18 protein-coding genes are annotated in these 18,494 nt (G+C 72.2%); 5 read left to right on the forward strand and 13 right to left on the reverse strand.

Features of this window, described 5'->3' with window-relative positions:
- Positions 1 to 938: 938 nt before the first annotated feature.
- Complete coding sequence (gene eno, locus ACNNMR_RS33820; RefSeq protein ID WP_419998497.1) at positions 939 to 2,219, reverse strand: phosphopyruvate hydratase; 1,281 nt, start codon at positions 2,217 to 2,219, stop codon at positions 939 to 941.
- Positions 2,220 to 2,416: 197 nt separating this feature from the next.
- On the opposite strand from eno, the gene ACNNMR_RS33825 reads away from it, so the two are divergent.
- Entirely contained in the window at positions 2,417 to 2,839 is a 423-nt protein-coding gene (locus ACNNMR_RS33825) for a MarR family winged helix-turn-helix transcriptional regulator (RefSeq protein WP_419998498.1), read from the forward strand.
- 26 nt (positions 2,840 to 2,865) lie between these two features.
- Here ACNNMR_RS33825 and ACNNMR_RS33830 read toward each other — a convergent pair whose 3' ends face one another.
- Complete coding sequence (locus ACNNMR_RS33830; RefSeq protein WP_419998499.1) at positions 2,866 to 3,987, reverse strand: globin domain-containing protein; 1,122 nt, start codon at positions 3,985 to 3,987, stop codon at positions 2,866 to 2,868.
- Between the two features lie 510 nt (positions 3,988 to 4,497).
- Between ACNNMR_RS33830 and ACNNMR_RS33835 the strand changes: the two genes are divergently transcribed.
- Positions 4,498 to 4,743: a (2Fe-2S)-binding protein gene (locus ACNNMR_RS33835; protein WP_419998500.1), complete on the forward strand. Its 246-nt coding sequence runs from the start codon at positions 4,498 to 4,500 to the stop codon at positions 4,741 to 4,743.
- 134 nt (positions 4,744 to 4,877) lie between these two features.
- Here the strand turns inward: ACNNMR_RS33835 and ACNNMR_RS33840 are convergent, their stop codons facing one another.
- Entirely contained in the window at positions 4,878 to 5,864 is a 987-nt protein-coding gene (locus ACNNMR_RS33840; protein WP_419998501.1) for a helix-turn-helix transcriptional regulator, read from the reverse strand.
- 123 nt (positions 5,865 to 5,987) lie between these two features.
- On the opposite strand from ACNNMR_RS33840, the gene ACNNMR_RS33845 reads away from it, so the two are divergent.
- On the forward strand, positions 5,988 to 6,218 hold the full coding sequence (locus tag ACNNMR_RS33845) for a hypothetical protein (RefSeq protein ID WP_419998502.1): 231 nt from the start codon (positions 5,988 to 5,990) through the stop codon (positions 6,216 to 6,218).
- Positions 6,219 to 6,405: 187 nt separating this feature from the next.
- On the opposite strand, the gene ACNNMR_RS33850 is transcribed toward ACNNMR_RS33845, so the two are convergent.
- The 7 genes from ACNNMR_RS33850 to ACNNMR_RS33880 are packed head-to-tail and all read right to left on the reverse strand — an operon-like array spanning position 6,406 to position 13,147.
- The gene (locus ACNNMR_RS33850) at positions 6,406 to 7,602 is read right to left on the reverse strand and encodes a 4-hydroxybenzoate 3-monooxygenase (RefSeq protein WP_419998503.1); all 1,197 of its coding nucleotides are present in this window, start codon (positions 7,600 to 7,602) and stop codon (positions 6,406 to 6,408) included.
- On the reverse strand, positions 7,599 to 8,813 hold the full coding sequence (gene pcaC / locus ACNNMR_RS33855; protein ID WP_419998504.1) for a 4-carboxymuconolactone decarboxylase: 1,215 nt from the start codon (positions 8,811 to 8,813) through the stop codon (positions 7,599 to 7,601). Before pcaC ends, ACNNMR_RS33850 begins: the two co-directional genes overlap by 4 nt.
- Positions 8,810 to 10,411 (reverse strand): 3-carboxy-cis,cis-muconate cycloisomerase, encoded by a 1,602-nt coding sequence (pcaB, locus tag ACNNMR_RS33860; protein WP_419998505.1) that lies wholly within the window; start codon positions 10,409 to 10,411, stop codon positions 8,810 to 8,812. The genes pcaC and pcaB overlap by 4 nt, the downstream gene beginning before the upstream one ends.
- A complete protein-coding gene (pcaG, locus tag ACNNMR_RS33865; protein ID WP_419998506.1) occupies positions 10,398 to 10,964 on the reverse strand; it encodes a protocatechuate 3,4-dioxygenase subunit alpha in 567 nt (188 codons plus the stop codon). Before pcaG ends, pcaB begins: the two co-directional genes overlap by 14 nt.
- Entirely contained in the window at positions 10,961 to 11,740 is a 780-nt protein-coding gene (gene pcaH / locus ACNNMR_RS33870) for a protocatechuate 3,4-dioxygenase subunit beta (protein ID WP_419998507.1), read from the reverse strand. The genes pcaG and pcaH overlap by 4 nt, the downstream gene beginning before the upstream one ends.
- Position 11,741: 1 nt before the next feature.
- Positions 11,742 to 12,392, reverse strand: a complete 651-nt coding sequence (locus tag ACNNMR_RS33875) for a 3-oxoacid CoA-transferase subunit B (RefSeq protein ID WP_419998508.1) — start codon at positions 12,390 to 12,392, stop codon at positions 11,742 to 11,744.
- Positions 12,392 to 13,147 (reverse strand): CoA transferase subunit A, encoded by a 756-nt coding sequence (locus ACNNMR_RS33880; RefSeq protein WP_419998509.1) that lies wholly within the window; start codon positions 13,145 to 13,147, stop codon positions 12,392 to 12,394. Before ACNNMR_RS33880 ends, ACNNMR_RS33875 begins: the two co-directional genes overlap by 1 nt.
- A gap of 144 nt (positions 13,148 to 13,291) precedes the next feature.
- On the opposite strand from ACNNMR_RS33880, the gene ACNNMR_RS33885 reads away from it, so the two are divergent.
- Entirely contained in the window at positions 13,292 to 14,806 is a 1,515-nt protein-coding gene (locus ACNNMR_RS33885; RefSeq protein WP_419998510.1) for an IclR family transcriptional regulator domain-containing protein, read from the forward strand.
- A 31-nt stretch (positions 14,807 to 14,837) separates the two neighbouring features.
- On the opposite strand, the gene ACNNMR_RS33890 is transcribed toward ACNNMR_RS33885, so the two are convergent.
- The 3 genes from ACNNMR_RS33890 to ACNNMR_RS33900 form a co-directional block, all read right to left on the reverse strand.
- Positions 14,838 to 15,104, reverse strand: a complete 267-nt coding sequence (locus tag ACNNMR_RS33890) for a metal-sensitive transcriptional regulator (RefSeq protein ID WP_419998511.1) — start codon at positions 15,102 to 15,104, stop codon at positions 14,838 to 14,840.
- Positions 15,101 to 15,676, reverse strand: coding sequence for a rhodanese-like domain-containing protein (locus ACNNMR_RS33895; RefSeq protein WP_419998512.1), 576 nt, complete (start codon positions 15,674 to 15,676; stop codon positions 15,101 to 15,103). The genes ACNNMR_RS33890 and ACNNMR_RS33895 overlap by 4 nt, the downstream gene beginning before the upstream one ends.
- Positions 15,677 to 15,753: 77 nt before the next feature.
- Positions 15,754 to 17,496: an FAD-dependent oxidoreductase gene (locus ACNNMR_RS33900; RefSeq protein ID WP_419998513.1), complete on the reverse strand. Its 1,743-nt coding sequence runs from the start codon at positions 17,494 to 17,496 to the stop codon at positions 15,754 to 15,756.
- Positions 17,497 to 17,728: 232 nt separating this feature from the next.
- Here ACNNMR_RS33900 and ACNNMR_RS33905 point away from each other — a divergent pair, with 232 nt between their 5' ends.
- The gene (locus ACNNMR_RS33905; RefSeq protein WP_419998514.1) at positions 17,729 to 18,082 is read left to right on the forward strand and encodes a hypothetical protein; all 354 of its coding nucleotides are present in this window, start codon (positions 17,729 to 17,731) and stop codon (positions 18,080 to 18,082) included.
- Positions 18,083 to 18,494 lie beyond the last annotated feature (412 nt).

Raw genomic sequence — 18,494 nt, forward strand, 5'->3', positions numbered from 1 at the left:
GGACCTTGCAGCTTGGCCCGGACCTCCTCACCGAACCGGGCGACGAGGTCCGTGACCGATGCGGTCGTGCCCTTCCGAACCCAGGCGTCCCCTCTTGACATCGGCCCCCCAAGGTTGCACCCACGCCGACGATCAGACCTATACAGAATGCCCATGACAGCCCAAGTGGCAAACGCCAGTGAATGTAGGTCGATGAGTGATATATAGCCAAAGACCCTTACCTGGATGAGGGGTGGCGTGAGCCGGGAGTGTGTCCCGGGCGTGCGTCAGCGTGCGGAGCGCAATCGGCGGACAGTACGGCGACCTTGCAGGCGCGCTGCGTGAGTTGACAGTGGGGTGCGTGCACGCGTCAAACGAAGCTGTTACAGCTGTGAGGCTCCTGACGCTGCCCCCGGCCACTGCTCTCGGAGATCGACCCCGCCTCCGACGCCCACCACGCGGCGGCGACGCGGCGCTCAGCGCGGCCGGAGCCGTCTGACATTGGATGCGACGAGGCTGTGCCGTTCTGCCCAGATCACGGAGGATCATCTGGGTGTCGCCCAGCTGGTGCGCGCCGGCTATCGCGACTTGGGCCTGAACCACGCGGACCCTGTGAAGGTGGCCCTCGCCTCTGACTACGGCTCCGGCGCGGAACTCACGCTTGACCGGCGCGATTCCCGGGCTGTGCGCCCGCTGGGTTGGCACATAGCGTTCGGGGTGTTGCCCGACCACCTCCCGATCAGTTTCGGATGGTGTCTGGCTGTGTCGTCTTTCGATTCCGTCGTTCGTGACGCTCGTATGACGCTCGCGGCCCTCACGGACTCACTAGTTGGGGCTGGAGACCTTCCCTGACCTGCAGTTTCCCGAGTGCGACTTCCAGCCGACATACTTCCGATGATGCATCATGTGGAGTGCGTGGCGGCGCTTGTTTCCGTGGGGAAGGGTTCCTGACCTGCGCCTCAGTATCCGTACACCGCCGACTTCCCCAGCTCCTCCTCGATGCGGATCAGCTGGTTGTACTTGGCCGTACGGTCAGACCGGGACAGGGAGCCGGTCTTGATCTGGCCGCACCCGGTGGCGACGGCCAGGTCCGCGATGGTGGTGTCCTCCGTCTCGCCGGAGCGGTGCGACATGACGACCGCCCAGCCGGCCCGCCGCGCGGCGCCCACCGTGCCGAGCGCCTCGGTCAGCGTCCCGATCTGATTGACCTTGACCAGGACCGCGTTCCCGATCCCGGTACGAATGCCGTCCCGCACCAGCGCCTCGTTGGTGCAGAACACGTCGTCGCCGGTCAGCTGGCAGCGGTCGCCGACCCGCGCGGTGAGTTCCCGCCACCCGTCGAAGTCGTCCTCGGCCATCGGGTCCTCGACCGAGACGATCGGGTACGCGTCGATCAGCCCGGCGAGGTAGTCGACCTGCTCGGCTGACGTCCGCCGCACGCCCTCACCCGTGTAGTCGTACCCGCCGTCCCGGTAGAACTCCGACGATGCCGGGTCCATGACCAGGCCGAGGTCCGCGCCGGGCCGGTACCCGGTGCGCTCGATCGCCGCCATCACGAAGTCCAGTGCCTCCTCGGCCGTACGCAGCGAGGGTGCGAAGCCGCCCTCGTCGCCGACGCCGGTGGAGTGGCCGGCGGCCAGCAGGTCGCGGCGGAGGGTGTGGAAGACCTCGGAGCCCATCCGGACGGCCTCCGCGAAGGTCTTCGCGCCCACCGGCGCGATCATGAACTCCTGGAAGTCCAGCGGATTGTCGGCGTGGGCGCCGCCGTTGACGATGTTCATCATCGGCACCGGGAGCACGCGGGCGTCGGCGCCGCCGAGATAGCGGTAGAGCGGCTGGCGGTGCGCGGCCGCGGCGGCCTTCGCGGTGGCGAGGGAGACGCCGAGCACGGCGTTGGCGCCGAGGCGCGCCTTGGCCGGCGTGCCGTCGAGAGCGACCAGCGCGGCATCGAGGCCGGCCTGGTCGTCCGCGTCGCGTCCGGTGACGGCGTCCGCGATCTCGCCGTTCACGTGGGCCACGGCCTGGTCGACGCCCTTGCCGTGCCACCGCTGGGGGTCGTCGTCGCGCAGCTCCACCGCTTCGCGGGCGCCGGTGGAAGCGCCGGAGGGGACGGCGGCGCGGCCCAGGGATCCGTCGGCGAGGACGACGTCGACCTCGACGGTGGGGTTGCCGCGGCTGTCCAGGACGGTGCGGGCGGTGACGTCACGGACGGTGGTCGACTCAGCTATCGGCGCGGGCATGGGAGGTCCTTCCCGTTGTCACTGCCGGACCCCGGCTGCGACAACGCTGGCGCTCGGCCCGACGTGACGAAACTATACAGCATTGCTGTTTAGATTCTCTATTCAGTTCTGCTGTGCAGTATTGCTGCGCAGTGTTGCTGCACAGCTCTGCTGTACAGCCCAGCTGCTCACCCGTATCCGCCGAGGTAAAGTGCCCCATGCCCACTCCGGAAGCCGCCGCCATCGCCGCCGACCTGCGCACCGCGATGGGCAAGCTCAGCCGGCGCGTCAAGCACGAGGACCGGATTCCGCAGGGACAGATCGCCGTGCTCGGCGCCCTGGACCGCGACGGCGCCATGACCACCAGCGATCTCGCGACCGACCAGCGGGTCCGCCCGCAGTCGATGGCCCGCGCGGTCGCCCTCCTCCTCGACCAGGGCCTGGTCACACGCCGGGCCCACCCCACCGACGGCCGCAAGTCGCTGCTCGAGCTCGCAGACGCCGGCCGGACGGCCCTGGAGGCCGAACGCGGCCGCAGGGCCGGCTGGCTCGCCCAGGCCATCGAGTCCGAACTCACCCAGGCCGAACGGGAACTCCTCGCCCGTAGCACCGCCTTGATGGAACGCCTGGCGGCGCGCTGAGCTGAGACTCAGCGGTCCGCAGGGTCTCAGCGGTCCGCCGGGTTGATCCACTGCGGCTGACGCCGGTCGAGGAACCATTGGGCGTGGCCGACATTGCGCGGCGTCCGCTGGGGCTGTGGCACCGGGTCGTGTCTTATGCGGCCGGGTGGGACGCCGCTGCCGGCCAGGAGGTCGGTCGCGTAGGAGATGAAGCCGGGCGGGCCGCTGACGTACGCGTCGTGCTGCTCCCAGCCGGCGTACGCGGACAGCGCGGCCGGGAGCCGCTCGGCGCGGGTCAGCAGCTGGACGTTCAGCCACGGGTGTGCCTCGCCGAGTTGGCGGATCGCCGCCTCGTCGTAGAGCTCGCCGGAGGCGCGGGCGACCAGGAAGACGCGGGTCTCGACCGGCGGGCGGCGGGTGAGCTCTTCGAGCAGCGCCCGGACCGGGGCCCAGCCGGTGCCGGCGGCGACGAGGGTGGTGGGGGTGGCGGGGGCCGTGGGCGAGGGCTCCTCCGGCAGCGTCATCATGCCGGTGGCGGGCCCGAGGCGCAGAATGTCCCCCATCCGCACCTCATCCGTGAGGGCCGGGCTGAGCAGGCCGCCGTCGACCCGGCTGACGTGCAGCTCCAGGGTGTTGTCCGGGCGGGGCGCGGCGGCCAGCGAATACGGCCGCCAGACCTGCGGCAGCTGCTCCGCGGCCACGCTCACGAACTGCCCGGCCCGGAACGGGAAATGCCCGTCGGGCGCCAGCGTCAGCACGGCGACCCCGCGCGCCGGGCGCCGGTGCTCGACCACCCGGCACTCCCACCACCGCGGCGCGTGGTCCCGGTCGGCCTCCTCCGCCCCACTGATCATCGCGTCCGAGAGCACCTTGTACGCCCCCAGCCAGGCCGCCTCCGTCTCGGCGTCCCAGGTCGTCGGCGTGGCGAACTTCAGCGCGGCGATGAGGCTCTCGCCCACCGCCGCGTAGTGCGCGGGCTCGGCGGCGAACTTGCGGTGATCGCGGCCGAGCGCCTTGAGGTAGACGGGCAACTCCGGGTCGTCCAGCCGCTGCACGACGGCGGTGAGCGCGGCGAAGAGCCGGTCGCGCTGCTCGGTCATGTCCTCCGGGAAGAGGGGGCGGACGCCCGGATTGGCCGTGAACAGATGTGCATAGAAATATTTCGCCACATGGTCGGCTCTGAGTTCAACTCGCCCGAAACTGGCCCGGATTCGATCGTTGGCGTCCACGAAGGAGGATCGTAGTGGCGCGGGAACATGCGCTCGATGCCGGGAGGGGTGGCGTTCCTCACGGACGGGCACACGGGGTTCATCTTCATGACCCGGGTGTGTGTGCTTCGCCACGTCTGGTGGAGATCGAGGGGTGTCACGCGCTGTGTCGCCGTGATGCCGTCTGAGCGAACCCGCAGGCCGGACAGGCCTGTGCGCAGCGGCGCCGATGATTCTGATGGGATAACTCCCGTATGTCGCACACGACTTGTTCGCCCGGTTCGTCAGCAGGTCATTTTCATGAATTCTGCAGAACTGCTGGCGCTGCGCGGGCACATGGGTCAGTCTTTCCCTTAGGCAGGGGCGGTTCCCCCGGTCGCCCCGGGCTCTTTGGGCGGTGCCGTCGTGACGCAACCCACGACGGCACCGCCGCACCACAGGCTAGGTCGACGGCAAAGGCAAGGACGGAAGATGCGTTCTGACTGGCACCACGTCGATCTTGCTTCGTCGCTGGCTGCGCCGGGTGACTCCATGACGGTGGTCATCGGCGGCTGGCACATCGCCATCGTGCGTGAAGGTGTAGGCGAGGGTGAGCTGCGGGCATACCACCGCCGCCGCCCCGAGCGGGAAGTCGAGTGCGCCGTGCGCGCAGGCGTTATCTTCGTCAAACTCGGCGCCCGCGACCTGGAGACCAATTTCACCCCCCACAGCGCCTGACGGCGGTCCCCCTCGGGGGACCGCCGCCCAGGGCGCCAGGCCGGCGGTGCCGTCGTGATGCCACCCACGACGGCACCGCCGCAGGCGTGTCCGGGGCCCCATCGAGGCCCCGGACCCCCACCCATCCCCACGCCTCACCGCCGCGCATCGTCGGCGGCACTCTCCAGCAGCCCGGCCCGGGCCAGCATGTAGCCCATCTGCCCGCGATTGGTGGTCCCCAGTGCATCGGCCAGGGCGGCGAAGTGCTTGGCGACGGTACGGACCGTGACGCCGACGTGGGCGGCGATTTCCTTGTCCTGCATACCTTCGAAGACCATGAGGCGGGCGATGCGGAGTTGGATGTCCGAGACTTTTTCGCGCGCGGCCTCCAGCGGGTCGTAGTACGGGCGGCCATAGCGCCAGAGGCGGTCGAAGGCGGAGCGGAGCAGCGCGATCAGAGCCGGGTGGCGAACCTCCAGGGCGCTTGTGCGCTCCGGGTTCCCGGGCACGAAAGCGACCTCGTTGCCGACGATGATGATGCGGTCAATCACCTCGTCGACGGTGCGGACTTCCACCTTGCCGCCGGCACGGAAGTGGTCCTGTAGATCGTGGATAACCGGGTCATCTCGGGTCGGGTGCGTATAGATCGTGCGTATACGGCTGCCCCGGGCCAGGAATTCACTCATACGCGCAATGCCGGTGGCCGAGTCCTGCTGGGTGCGGCGGCTCTGCGGCTGCATGGTCAGCATTTCGCCGGTGCTCGTGCGCATGGCCGCGTCTATCGCCTCGTCGATCCGCCTCTTGCCTTCGAGCAGGATGACGGAGTCGCCCAGCCTCGAGGTGCTCAGCCGCAGGAACGGCGAGAAGCTGTCCGCCAGTTCACCGATATGCCGGTGCTGCGAGGCAATGGTGTTCTCAAGCTCCCGCAGATGCCGGTGCAACGCGATTCTGGGCATCGCCGGGTGCAGCATTCCCGGCTCATCGTCGTCCGGGACGAGCAGGGCGTACTCAATCAGGCAGGGGGCCAAGGTGTCGACATCCGATTCGACGCGTGCGAGCCCGTCATCCAGCAGCGCCTGGGAGTACAGCCGTTTCCCCGCGTCGCAGAGTTCCCAGACGGGATGCGTGTGGTCATTGGTCACTGTTGTGTGTCTCCCTGCCGACCGGCCGCACTCTGTCGCCCTCGGATCGCGGCAAACTATCATTCTGCCCACTGGTGGCGGGTAAGAAGTACCCAGGTAGTAGCGGAGAGATTGGTGGTCTCGATGATCAAGCGACGCACTGTCATACGGAAGGTGGCGATCGGCCTCGGGGCGGGTGCCATCGCTCTGGGCGCGCTCGCGGCTGCGGTCCCCGGCGACCCGATCTGGGGCAAGTCGTCTTCGGCGGCGGCTCCCAAGGACCCGATCTGGGCGCACCAGGGGGCCACCCAGGATGACCCGATCTGGGCCGCGCCGGCCTCGGCGGGCACCCTGGACGACCCGATCTGGGGTTAACCAGTCAGTTGAGCTGCTGACTGGGTCAGGTAGCCACATCCCGTAACAACGCCACGAATGCCCGCTTCGCGGCGGGCGACAGCAGGCGGTCGCGACGGCGTACGAGGTTGACGAGCCGGGAACGGGGGATCGGTTCCACCGGCGGCACGGCCAAGTGGCCGGCCCGTACGTCGTCTGCGACTGCGGCTCAGCTCACCGGCAATCCCGCGTAGTTCTCCGCCAGCTCGGCCGCGGCGTGTGGGGAACTGGCTATGCGGTCGAGTTGGGAGAGTTGTAGGCGGGTGTCGAAGGGGGTTTGGTTCGGGGTGGTGTGGAGGGTTGTGGTCATGAACCAGGAGAAGTGTTCGGCTCGCCAGACGCGCTTCAGGCAGGTGTCGGAGTAGGTGTCCAGGGCGGCGGTGCTTCCTGTGGTTGCCCAGGTTGTGAAGGCGCGGGCCAGGACGATGACGTCGGCGGCGGCGAGGTTCAGGCCCTTCGCGCCCGTTGGGGGCACGATGTGGGCGGCGTCGCCCGCGAGGAGTATCCGGCCGTAGCGCATTGGCTCGGTCACTGAGCTGCGCATCGGGAGGACGGCGCGCTGCGTGATCGGGCCTGGCGTCAGTTTCCAGTCGCCGTCGATGGCGAAGCGGGTGGCCAGTTCGTCCCAGATTTGGGTGTCGGTCCAGGAGTGTGGGTCGGTGCCGTTCGGGACCTGGAGGTAGAGGCGGCTGATCGTGGGGGTGCGCATGCTGTGCAGGGCGAAGCCGCGCGGGGAGTGGGCGTAGATCAGTTCGTCGCAGGAGGGTGGGACGTCCGCCAGGATGCCGAACCAGGAGTAGGGGTAGAGCCGTTCCGCGGTACGGAGCGCGGTGGCCGGGATCGCCGTGCGTACGACGCCGTGGAAGCCGTCGCAGCCGACGACGTAGTCGCAGGTGAGTGTGTGCTGCTCGCCCTTGTGTGTGTAGTGGACTACGGGGCGCTCTGTGTCCGCGCCGGTCACTTCCGCGACCTGTGCCTCGAAGAGGAGCGGGGGGCCGTCGGTCAGCTGGAGGGCGATCAGGTCCTTGACCACCTCGGTCTGGGCGTAGACCCAGACGCGGCGGCCGCCCGTCAGTGCGGGGAAGTCGATGCGGTGGGAGCGGCGGTTCCAGCGCAGTTCGATGCCGTCGTGGGGGAGGCCCTCGCGGTCGAGGCGGTCGGCTGCGCCGCAGGCGCGGAGGGCGTCGACCGTGCCCTGTTCGAGGATGCCGGCGCGTTGGCGCTGCTCCACGTATGCGCGGTCGCGGGCCTCCAGGACTACGCAGTCGATGCCTGCCAGGTGCAGCTGCCGGGCGAGTAGCAGGCCGGCTGGGCCGCCGCCGACGATGCCAATGGTGGTGTGGGTGGGGGTGTGGGTGGGGATCATGTCCCCTCCTCAGGGCGGTCTTCTTCCGACAGGATGCGGTCCGCGATGGCGAAGGCGGTGTTGGCTGCTGGGACGCCGCAGTAGATGGCCGACTGGAGGAGAACCTCCTGGATCTCGGTCGTCGAGAGGCCATTCGTGCGGGCGGCGCGGATGTGCATGGCCAGTTCGTCGTGGTGGCCGCGGGCGATCAGGGCTGTGAGGGTGATGCAGCTGCGGGTGCGGGGGTCCAGGCCGGGGCGGGTCCAGATCTCGCCCCAGGCGTAGCGGGTGATCAGGTCTTGGAAGGGGGCGGTGAAGGGGGTGGTCGCGGCTTGGGCGCGGTCGACGTGGGCGTCGCCCAGGACTGCGCGGCGTGCCGTCATGCCGGCGGTGTACGTGGCCGCGTCGTACCCCCGCGCGCCGAAGTGGTCGAGCAGCGCGCGCAGTACGCGGTCCGGCTGTTCGGCCGGGGCGAGGTGGGCGGTGGCGTCCAGCTCCAGCAGGGTGGCGTGGGGGATGCCGTCCGCGAGGTGGCGGGCGTGGTCGGGAGGGGTGGCTCGGTCCTGCCGGCCGGCCAGTACGAGGGTGGGGGTGGTGATGGTGGGCAGGTCGTCGGTCATGTCGTGGGCGGCTAGGGCGTCGCAGCAGGCGGCGTACGCGGCGGGGGCGGTGGCGCGATGGTCGGCGATGAGCGCCTCGGTGGTGGCGGTCTTCTCGTAGCCGGGGGTGAACCAGCGCTCGGGCGCCGAGTCCGCCAGCCACCCCACGCCTTCTTTACGCACCCGCGCCGCCCGCTCGCGCCACGCGGCCGGGTCGCCGAAGCGGGCCGAGGTGCAGAGGAGGGCGAGGGACTCGACGCGGTCGGGGTGGTGGGCGGCGAGCCAGGCGCCGATGGCGCCGCCGATGGAGACGCCCGCGTAACGGAAGCGCTCGATGCCTAGCGCGTCGGCGAGCTTGAGGACAAGGCCGGCCAGGTGGGGGATGGAGTCGGCGGGGGCGGCTTCTGGGAAGCGTGCCGGAGCCGGGGGGTCCGGTGCGGAGGGATCCAGTGCGGAGGAGCCCGCTGGGTAGCGGCCATGGCCCGGCAAGTCGTAACGGACGACCCGGTGGCTCCTGGCGAGGGCCGTGGCCTGGGCGTCCCACAGGTGGAGGCTGGTGCCCAGGGAGGGGCCGAGGAGGAGGGCGGGGGCGTCGGGGCGGTCGGTGGTGGTGTGGTGCAGGAGGTCGGTCATGGGGCCTCCTGGTGGGGGCGGTTCGGGCGATGGGGGCGGCTGGAGGGGTGCGGGCGGGGGTGGTGGGCATGGTCGTACGGGCCGAAGCTCAGCGCCCGGTCGGTCAGCGCGGGCGCGGCCCCGAGATACGCCGTGGCATCGAGCCACTCGCGCAGCCGCGCCGAGGAAACCCGCCCGCGCAACTCCGGCAGGACGGCGAGCGCGTCCGCGAGCGACGGGCGGGTGGGCGGCGGGCCGCCGGGCGGCGGGGCGGTGTGGCGGCTTGCGTCTGCGTGTGGCGGGGCGGTGTCAGGGCCGCGGCGTTCGGTGTCCGGGGCGGTGTGGTGGTCTGCGTCTGCGCGTGGCGGGCCCGTATGGCTGCCCGGGTCCGCACGGGCCGAGTCCGCGCGTGCCGGGTTCTCTCCGGCGCATCCGGCGCCCGCGAATCGTGTGTCCGGCTCCCGCACGGCTTGCGCGGCCCGCGTGACCAGCTCCCTCGCCCGCACCCGCCCGACCACCCCAGCCAGCTCGCTCACCACCCGCTCCGAAGCGATCAGCCCACCCGTCGCCCCCAGATTCGCGCGCATCCGCCGCTCATCCACCCGCAGCCCCGCTGCCAGCTCCACAGCCGCCCGAGCCGCCCCGCCCGCCACCCGCAGCGCCTCCCGCAGCGGCTGCCACTCCCCATGCCACGCTCCCGCCGGGCGCTCGTCCTCCGCGGCCATCGAGGACAGCAGCACAGCGGCGAGCTGCGGGAGTTGACGCGCCGCCGACGCGATCAGCGTCGCCCGCACCGGGTTCGACTTGTGCGGCATCGCGCTGGAGCCGCCGCCCGAGACCTCCGCGACCTCCGCGATCTCCGTACGGGACAGCACCAGCACATCCGCCGCCATCTTGCCGAGCGCCCCGCCGACCACCGCCAGCCCGGCGCCCAGCTCAGCCACCGGCGCGCGCAAGGCGTGCCACGGCACCGGCGGTTCGTCGAGTCCGGTCTCGGCGGCGTACGCGCCGAGCAGCGACACCCGCCCGTCCAGCGCCGCCAGCGTGCCCGCCGCGCCCCCCAGTTGCGCGGGCAGCGGCAGCGCCGCCAGCCGCTCCCGGGCGTGCACGAGCTGCTGCCGCCAGCCGGCCACCCTGAGGCCGAAGGTCGTAGGGACGGCGTGCTGGGTGAGCGTCCGGCCCGCCATCGGCGTCGTACGGTGCCGCGCCGCCAGCCGCGCCAGCTCGTCAGCCGCGCGGTCGAGGTCGGCCAGGATGTGCGTACGGGCCCGCGAACTCACCAGCATCAGCGCCGTATCGACGATGTCCTGGCTCGTGGCGCCCCGGTGCACCCACTCGGCCGCCTCGTCACCGGCCGCCGCCGTGAGCGCCGCGGCCAGCGGGATCGCGGGGTTGCCTCCGGAACGGGCGGCAAGCGCCAGCTCGCGCGCGTCGAAGCGGTCCGCGCTGGCGGCCTCCGCCACCGCCGCGCAGACGTGCCGGGGCGCGCCCAGCGCGCGGACGAGCGCCGCCTCGGCGTCCAGCATCGCCTGCAGGAACGCCCGGTCACCGGTCGCCTCCTCAACCGCCGAGCCGGCCCGTACGGGAGCCATGAGGCCGACATCGTCACCGGAACTCAAGAAACACCGTCTCCTCCCCGGCGGACCCACCCTGCAGCCGGATGTCGAAGCGATACACCCGCTCCCGCTCCTCCCGCGCCACCAGCGTCCCGCGCCGCTCCGCCGGCAAGGAAGCCAGCAGCCCGTCATCCGCACCCCCCGGCAGATACGCCCGCGTGTACAGATGGTGCAGCAGCCCCCGCGCAAAGACCCCCACGCTCACGTACGGCGCCTCCGCCGGCGGCGGCAGCGTCCGTACCGCGAAGTGGCCGTCGGCATCCGTGGCCACCCGGCCGAATCCCGTGAACTCCACCCCGTCCCGCCCGATCACCGCCCCACTCACCGGATCCCGCCGCAGCGACCCGGGCGCCCCGGCCCGCGAGCCGTCGGGCGCCGCCTGCCAGAACTCCAGCAGCGCGTCCGGGACCGCGGCCCCGGCCCCGTCCCGTACGACACCGTGCAGGGTCACGGTCCGCGGATCCCCGGCCGGGGCGATCTCGCCGCCGCCCGCGAACGGCAGCGCGTAGCCGTAGAAGGGGCCGACCGTCTGGGACGGCGTGGGCTCGGGGTTCACGGCTGCTCTCCTTCCGTCCAGGTGGCGGCGGGGCCGTCGAGCACGATGTCCCACCGGTAGCCGAGCGAGAATTCGGGCTCCGAAAGCCCGGGGTCGTACGCCGCCACCAGCCGCTCCCGCGCCCGCGGGTCGGTCACGGACTGCAGGATCGGGTCGTACGGGAACAGCGGATCGCCGGGGAAGTACATCTGCGTCACCAGGCGCTGCGCGAAGGCCGTGCCGAAGACGGAGAAGTGGAGGTGGGCCGGGCGCCAGGCGTTGACGTGGTTCAGCCAGGGGTACGCGCCGGGGCGGATGGTGGTGAAGCCGTAGCGGCCCTCGGTGTCGGTGAGGCAGCGGCCGACGCCGGTGAAGTTCGGGTCGAGGGGGGCCGGGTGCTGGTCGCGCTGGTGGGCGTAGCGGCCGGAGGCGTTGGCCTGCCAGACCTCCACCAGCTGGCCGCGTACGGGACGCCCCTCGCGGTCGAGGACCCGGCCGCTGACGGTGATGCGCTCGCCGAGCGGCTCGCCCTGGTGCTGCCGGGTGAGGTCGGCGTCGAGGTCGGTGACGTCGGTGGGGCCGAAGACCGGGCCGGAGAGCTCGACCGTGTCCGGGTCGGGTTTGACGGCGATGAGGGGGTGGTGGGGGTGGCGGAGGAGGGTGCTGCGGTACGGGGCGTAGGCGCGGTCGGGGTGGCCGGGGGCGGGGCGCCGGCCGGGCACCTCCGGCTCTGGCCGCTCCGCCAGCTCCGCGATTTCCGCGTCTATGGCCTGCTGGTCCAATGGCGTCTGGCTCATCTCATCCCTCCAGCCGTACGGGATCGGCGGCGACCGGTGCGCCGGTGCGCGCCCGTAGCTCGTTCAGGCCGACGTCCGGGGCGAGTTCCGCCAGCCGCAGTCCGTCGTCGGTGACGTCGAGCACGCCGAGGTCGGTGATCACCCGGTGCACGCAGCGGGTGCCGGTGAGCGGCAGCGTGCACTCCGGTACGAGCTTCGGGGAGCCGTCGCGGGTCGTGTGCTCCATGAGGACGATGACGCGGCGGGCACCGTGGACGAGGTCCATTGCCCCACCCACCCCCTTGATCATCTTGCCGGGGACGGCCCAGTTGGCGAGGTCGCCGCGGGCGGAGACCTGCATCGCGCCGAGCACGGCGACGTCGATGTGGCCGCCGCGGATCATCCCGAAGGAGAGTGCGGAGTCGAAGAAGGCGGCGCCAGGGGCGACGGTCACCGTCTCCTTTCCCGCGTTGATCAGGTCGGGGTCGACTTCGTCGGTGGTCGGGTACGGGCCGACGCCGAGGATGCCGTTCTCCGACTGCAGCACCACGTCGGCGCCCGCGGGCAGGTGCCCAGGGATCAGCGTCGGCAGCCCGATGCCCAGGTTGACGTAGCTGCCTGCGGGGAGTTCGCGGGCCGCTCGCGCGGCCATGGCGTCGCGGGTCCAGGGCATCAGGCGCGCACCGTCCTCTTCTCGATGCCTTTGTCGGCCGCTTCGGCCGGGGTCAGCGCCAGCACCCGCTGGACGAAGACGCCGGGCACGTGCACCGCGTCCGGGGCGATCTCCCCGGGTTCGACGAGCTCCTCCACCTCGGCGATTGTGACGCGGCCCGCCGTCGCGGCCAGGGGGTTGAAGTTGCGCGCCGACTTGGCGAAGACGAGATTGCCGTGCCGGTCGCCGCGGGCGGCCCGTACGAGGGCGTAGTCGGTGGTGATGCCGTGCTCCATGACGTACGACCGACCGTCGAAGTTGCGCACCTCCTTGGGCGGTGAGGCCACCGCGACCTCGCCGTCGGGCCCGTAACGCCAAGGGAGCCCGCCCTCGGCGACCAGGGTGCCGACGCCCGCCGGGGTGAAGAAGGCGGGGATGCCGGCGCCGCCGGCGCGGAGGCGCTCGGCGAGGGTGCCCTGCGGGGTGAGTTCGAGCTCCAGTTCGCCGGCGAGGTATTGGCGGGCGAATTCCTTGTTGTCGCCGATGTACGAGCCGGTGACGCGGTCGATGCGGCCGGACTTGAGGAGGATGCCGAGGCCGCCGCCGTCGACGCCGCAGTTGTTGGAGACGACGTGCAGGTGCGCGGAGCCGCGGCGGTGCAGGGCGGCGATGAGCACGTCGGGGACGCCGCTGAGGCCGAAGCCGCCGACGGCGAGCGAGGCGCCGTCCGGGATGTCGGCGACCGCTTCGTCGGCGGAGCGCACCACCTTGTCCATGGCTGGAGTCCCTTGCTGCTTGCGGGTGTTCGCCTGGTGAACTATAGTTCATTTTATGCGATAGCCGTGAGTCTCCGCCCTGACTCGCCCGGCTGTCAATGGACTTGGCGTGGATCGAGTTGGCAGGGATCGAGGGGGGTGCGCATGACACCGGTCGGACCGCTGGAACGGGGACTCGCCGTGCTCTGCGCGCTGGCCGCGGCGCCCGGCGGGCGGCTGCCGCCGAGCACGCTGGTGAAGGCGACGGGGCTGGCCCGCTCGCCCGTCGACCGGATAGCGGCCACGCTGGCGCGGCTCGGGTATGTACGGGAGGAGAGTCGTGAACTTGTGCTGGCGCCGCGGCTGCTGCGGCTGGGCGGGGCGTATCTGCGGTCCGCCGGGATAGCGGAGGCGGTCGATCCGCTGGCGGCGCGGCTTGCCGATGAGCTGGACGAGTCGGTGTCGGTGGCCGTGCCGGACGGGGGTGCGGTGCGCTTTGTCGTGCAGCACACGCGGCGGCGGGCGCTGTCGGTGTCCTTTCGGGTCGGGGATGTGCTTCCTGCTGAACGGTGCGCGCCCGGGCTGCTGTTCGCGGAGGCGGGGGCGGAGGGGGAGGCGGGGGCGGCGGCGCGCGGCTGGGCCGTGGACGATCAGCTGATCGAGCCGGGGCTGGTGGCCGTCGCGGTCCCGGTGCGGGATCCCGGGAGCGGGGCGCTGTACGCGCTCAGCGCGGTCAGCCATACCAGCCGGCATTCGGCGGAGGGCCTGCGGGCGCACACGCTGGAGGCGCTGCGGCGGACGGCGGCGGAGATGGAGGAGGCGCTGGCGGCCGGCCCAGAGGTCACTGACGCCGCCCCCGCCCCCGCCCCCGCCCTCGACCCCACCCCGGAGGCCAAGCGTGAACTCGGCCCCGAATACCTCCAGTCGCTCGCCCGCGGCCTCGCCGTGCTCGCCGCGCTCGGCGAGGCGCGCGGCGGCATGACCCTCGCCGCCGTCGCCCGCGCGACGGGCCTGTCGCGCGCCACCGTGCGGCGCAGCCTGCTGAGCCTGGAGGAGCTGGGTTACGTGGCCGGCGAGGACGGTCGCTTCGCCCCGCTGCCGAGCGTGCTGGACCTCGGTTATCCGCTGGTGTGCGGGTTCTCGCTGGACGAGATAGCCCGCCCGCACCTTGCCGAACTGGTGCGGCAGGTGCACGACTCCGCCTCGATGGCGGTCCTCGACGGGCCCGACATCCGGTATGTGAGCCGCATCGCGGCAAGCCGGATCATGCATGTCGCCATCACCACCGGCACCCGCTTCCCGGCGTACGCCACCTCCATGGGCCGGGTGCTGCTCGCGGGACTCACCCCCGTCGAGCGGGCGGCCTGGCTGGCCACCGCCGAGCTGCGGCCGCTGACGGAGCGCACTCGGACCGAGCCAGCCGCCCTCGACCGGATCATCGATGCGGCGGCGCGGGACGGTTACGCCATCGTGGACCAGGAACTGGAGGACGGCCTGCGCTCGGTCGCCGCCCCGGTGCGCGGCGCCGACGGCTCGGTGGTCGCCGCCGTCAATGTCGCCACGCACGCGGGCCGGACGCCGGAGTCCGAGGTCAGAACCACCGTCCTGCCCGCCCTGCGCGCCGCGGCCGCGCGGATCTCGGCGGATGTGGCGGCGGTCTACGGGACGCGGCGGGTGTGAGGCCTGGCGCCTGATCGGCCACGGGCGGCGCTCAGGCCAGCGTGAGGAAGAGCTTCTCCAGCTCCTCCTCGGTCAGCGGGGGGCGCTCGCCCTCCTCGGCGTTGATGCAGTCGCGCATGCCGGAGGCGATGATCTTGAAGCCGGCGCGGTCGAGGGCGCGGGAGACGGCGGCCAGTTGCGTAACGACGTCCTTGCAGTCGCGGCCCGCCTCGATCATCGCGATGACGCCGGCGAGCTGACCCTGGGCGCGGCGGAGCCGGTTGAGGACCGGGGCCACGGCGTCCTGTTCCGCGGTCACTTGGCCAGCTCCTTCCGGGCGGTGTCGAGGGCCTCGGGGCGCGGGCGGTTGAAGGGCAGCTTGCCGAGCAGGGCGGCCATGCCGCAGGTGTTGCTGATGCCCGAGTAGACCAGGCCGGCGGCGATGCCCGCGGAGAGGATCAGCCCGTACGGAGTGATCAGGCCGATCGCGATCCCGATCAGGACCAGCAGGCCGGCGGTGAAGCGGACTTGGCGGTCCATGGCCCACGGGGTGCGGCCTTCCGTCTTCGCGGTGTGTACGGGCAGCCCCGCGGCGCGCCAGCCGTCGGTGCCGCCGGTGAGGCTGCGGGCCGATACGCCGGCCTCGGCGAGCTGGGTGCGGGCGTTCTCGGAGCGCAGGCCGGCGGCGCAGACCAACACCAGCTCGCGGCGCTCGGCGGCGGCGCGCAGTTCGGGGATGAGGGTGGCGAACTGGTCGAGGGGGACGTTGACGGCGTCGGGGATGTGGCCGGAGGCGTGCTCGCCAGGGGCGCGGACGTCGATGACGGTGTGCGTGTCGGCGTCGAGGGCGTGGAGTTGGGCGGGGGTGAGGGTGGTGGCTGTGGCGGTCACGCGGGCTCCTTTTGTGTGGGGGGTGGGGGATGGGTCTGGTCACGCGGTTTTGTGTGGGGGCGGGGGATGGGGGCTGGTCACGCGGTCTGAGGGGCGGTCAGCTGGGAGGCGTCCGCGGTGGGGTCGACGGCGGACGCCGACCCTCCGGCGGCGGACGCCGACCCTCCGGCGGCGCGCGCCGGCCGACCGGCGCCCCGTGCCGACTGCCCCGCTGCCCACGTCGCGTAACCGCCGTCCAGGTTGGCCGATTCCCGGCCGAGGCCGGCGAGCAGCCGCTGCGCGTTGTGGCCGCGCAGGCCTACCTGGCAGTGCACGATCAGGTCGCCGGGCGGCAGCTCCGCGGCGCGGGCGCGCAGCTCGTCCAGCGGGATGTTGACCGCGCCCGGGATCGCGCCGCGGGCGTGCTCGGCGGGGGTGCGGACGTCGATGACGGCGGCGCCGCTCGCCGCACCCTCGTCGCCGACCTCGTGCCACTGCACCGCCCGCGCCGTCCCGTTCATCCGGTTCTCCGCGATGAAGCCCGCCATCGTGACCGGGTCCTTGGCGGAGCCGTACGGCGGGGCATACGCCAGCTCCAGCTCGGCGAGCTCGGGCGCCGTCAGGCCGCCCGCCATCGCCGTCGCGATCACGTCGATGCGCTTGTCGACGCCGTCCTCGCCCACCGCCTGGGCGCCGAGAATCCGCCCGTCCTGCGGGTCGAAGAGCACCTTCAGCGCGATCGGGGAAGCGCCCGGGTAGTACCCCGCGTGCGACCCCGGGTGCAGATGCACCGCCTCGTACGGCCGGCCCGCGGCCCGCAGCCGCTTCTCGTTCCAGCCTGTGGCCGCCGCGGTCAGCTCGAAGACCTGGACCACCGCCGTGCCCGACGCCGCGCGGGCGCGCACCTCGCGGCCCGCGATCGCGTCGGCGACGAGGCGGCCGTGCCGGTTGGCGAGGTTCGCGAGGGGGATCAGCACCGGCTCGCCGGTCTGGGCGTCGCGCTTCTCGGCGGCGTCGCCGACCGCGTAGATGTCGGGGTCGCTGGTGCGCATCGAGGCGTCCACGGCGATGCCGCCGCGCTCGCCGAGCTCCAGGCCCGCGGCGCGCGCGAGGCCGGTCTCGGGGCGTACGCCGATCGACATCAGCACGACGTCGGCCGGGACCCGCCGCCCGTCGGCGAGCGTGACGGCGTCCGGCAGCACCTCGGCTGCCTGCGCGCCCAGCTCCACCCGTACGCCATGGGCCCGCAGCCGCTCCGCGACCGGCGCGGCCATCTCCGGGTCGAGCGGGGGCAGCACCTGGTCGGCGAGCTCGATGAGGGTGACGTCGAGGCCGCGCTCGCGCAGATTCTCCGCGGCTTCGACGCCGATGAAGCCGCCGCCGACCACGACCGCGCTGCGGGCGCCGGCCGCGAGGTCGGCGGCGAGCCGGTCCACGTCGGTGACGTCGCGCAGCGTGCGGGCCCGCTCGACGCCGGGCAGCGGCGGCACGAAGGGGGTGGCACCGGGGCTGAGGACGAGCTTGTCGTACGCCTCCTCGTACTCGCGGCCGCTCGCCACCTCGCGCACCCGGACCGTACGGGCGGCGGGGTCGACGGCGACGGCCTCCTGCCGCACCCGCACGTCGATGCGGAAGCGGGCGGCCAGCGACTCGGGGGTCTGCAGCAGCAGCGCCGCGCGCTCCTCGATGACGCCGCCCAGGTAATAGGGGAGGCCGCAGTTCGCATAGCTGACGTGCGCCCCGCGCTCCAGGACGACTATCTCGGCCTGCTCGTCGAGCCGCCGCAGCCGCGTGGCCGCGGACATGCCGCCGGCGACGCCGCCGATCACGAGGACCTTCATCGCTGTGTCACTTCTTTCTCTCCAGCCCCCCAGGACTCGATACCCCCGAGGGTATCAAAGAATACGGGTGGGGGTATCAGAGGGAGTCGGGTGAGGCGGGTACGGGCAGCGGCCGTGCCGCCGGATGACGTACGGATCCCGGGCTTTCGGGTGGCTTTCCTGGGGTTTATGCGATGAATGCCCTAGTTTGACTGCGCCAGTGCATCAAATCGCATGATCGGAGTGTCCCCGCATGATCCGTACCCGCCTCTTCGGCACCTTGGCGGTGGCCGTGCTCGCCGCCGCGCTCGGTGGTCTCATCGGGCTGTCCGCCGGGACGTTCGACGGCGACTCCGGCGACAAGCCGGCCGCCGAGAACAACATGGACCGGCCGGAGAAGTCCGGCCCCGACAAATCGGATGCCGCACCGCCCGCGGACGCCCCGGAGTCCGGTGCGAAGGAGGGCTCGCAGCCGGGCGCTCAGCCGGGTGCCCAGCCCGGCGAGAAGGCCGCGCCGCCGGACGCCGGCGGTCAGCAGCAGCCCGCCGAGCCCGACCAGGGGCAGGGCAGCGACGGCGAGCTCGAGGAGTGGGGCGTCGCGCCCTGACCGTGACGCTGCGGTGCCGGGTGACGCTGAGTGGGGTGAGGTTGAACTATCCGGGCGCGTGGTGACCGAGTGGAGTCGCGGTGTGAGACAAGTCTCAACTCCGGGCCTTTTAGGCCGGTTTGGGTCGCAGTGGGGCCGCGGCTGCGCACAGACTGGGCCGCGTCCGGACCAACCTCCTCGACGGAAGGGACGGCAAAGGTGACAGCGCAGCAGTGGCCGGAGCGACGGGAGCCCGGCGCGATACCCGGGCCCGGGAGGGCCGACGCCATGCGCCGGGTCCGCGGCGTGCAGCCGGGACCGCGGCGCGGTGGCCGGCCGGCAGCCGCGCCACGCGGTGCGATGCCCGATCCCGGGCCGGAGGAGACGACACAGCCGCTCCCGGCACAGCCGCCCGCGGGAGCGCGGCCTTTCC

It is taken from the genome of Streptomyces boninensis (assembly GCF_048572725.1).
Taxonomy (GTDB): Bacteria; Actinomycetota; Actinomycetes; order Streptomycetales; family Streptomycetaceae; genus Streptomyces; species Streptomyces boninensis.

Coding starts and splice junctions, on each gene's coding strand:
- eno (WP_419998497.1), bottom strand. CDS start 2,219: ATGCCCGCGCCGATAGCTGAGTCGACCACCGTCCGTGACGTCACCGCC.
- ACNNMR_RS33825 (WP_419998498.1), top strand. CDS start 2,417: ATGCCCACTCCGGAAGCCGCCGCCATCGCCGCCGACCTGCGCACCGCG.
- ACNNMR_RS33835 (WP_419998500.1), top strand. CDS start 4,498: ATGCGTTCTGACTGGCACCACGTCGATCTTGCTTCGTCGCTGGCTGCG.
- ACNNMR_RS33845 (WP_419998502.1), top strand. CDS start 5,988: ATGATCAAGCGACGCACTGTCATACGGAAGGTGGCGATCGGCCTCGGG.
- ACNNMR_RS33850 (WP_419998503.1), bottom strand. CDS start 7,602: ATGATCCCCACCCACACCCCCACCCACACCACCATTGGCATCGTCGGC.
- pcaC (WP_419998504.1), bottom strand. CDS start 8,813: ATGACCGACCTCCTGCACCACACCACCACCGACCGCCCCGACGCCCCC.
- pcaH (WP_419998507.1), bottom strand. CDS start 11,740: ATGAGCCAGACGCCATTGGACCAGCAGGCCATAGACGCGGAAATCGCG.
- ACNNMR_RS33875 (WP_419998508.1), bottom strand. CDS start 12,392: ATGCCCTGGACCCGCGACGCCATGGCCGCGCGAGCGGCCCGCGAACTC.
- ACNNMR_RS33880 (WP_419998509.1), bottom strand. CDS start 13,147: ATGGACAAGGTGGTGCGCTCCGCCGACGAAGCGGTCGCCGACATCCCG.
- ACNNMR_RS33885 (WP_419998510.1), top strand. CDS start 13,292: ATGACACCGGTCGGACCGCTGGAACGGGGACTCGCCGTGCTCTGCGCG.
- ACNNMR_RS33900 (WP_419998513.1), bottom strand. CDS start 17,496: ATGAAGGTCCTCGTGATCGGCGGCGTCGCCGGCGGCATGTCCGCGGCC.
- ACNNMR_RS33905 (WP_419998514.1), top strand. CDS start 17,729: ATGATCCGTACCCGCCTCTTCGGCACCTTGGCGGTGGCCGTGCTCGCC.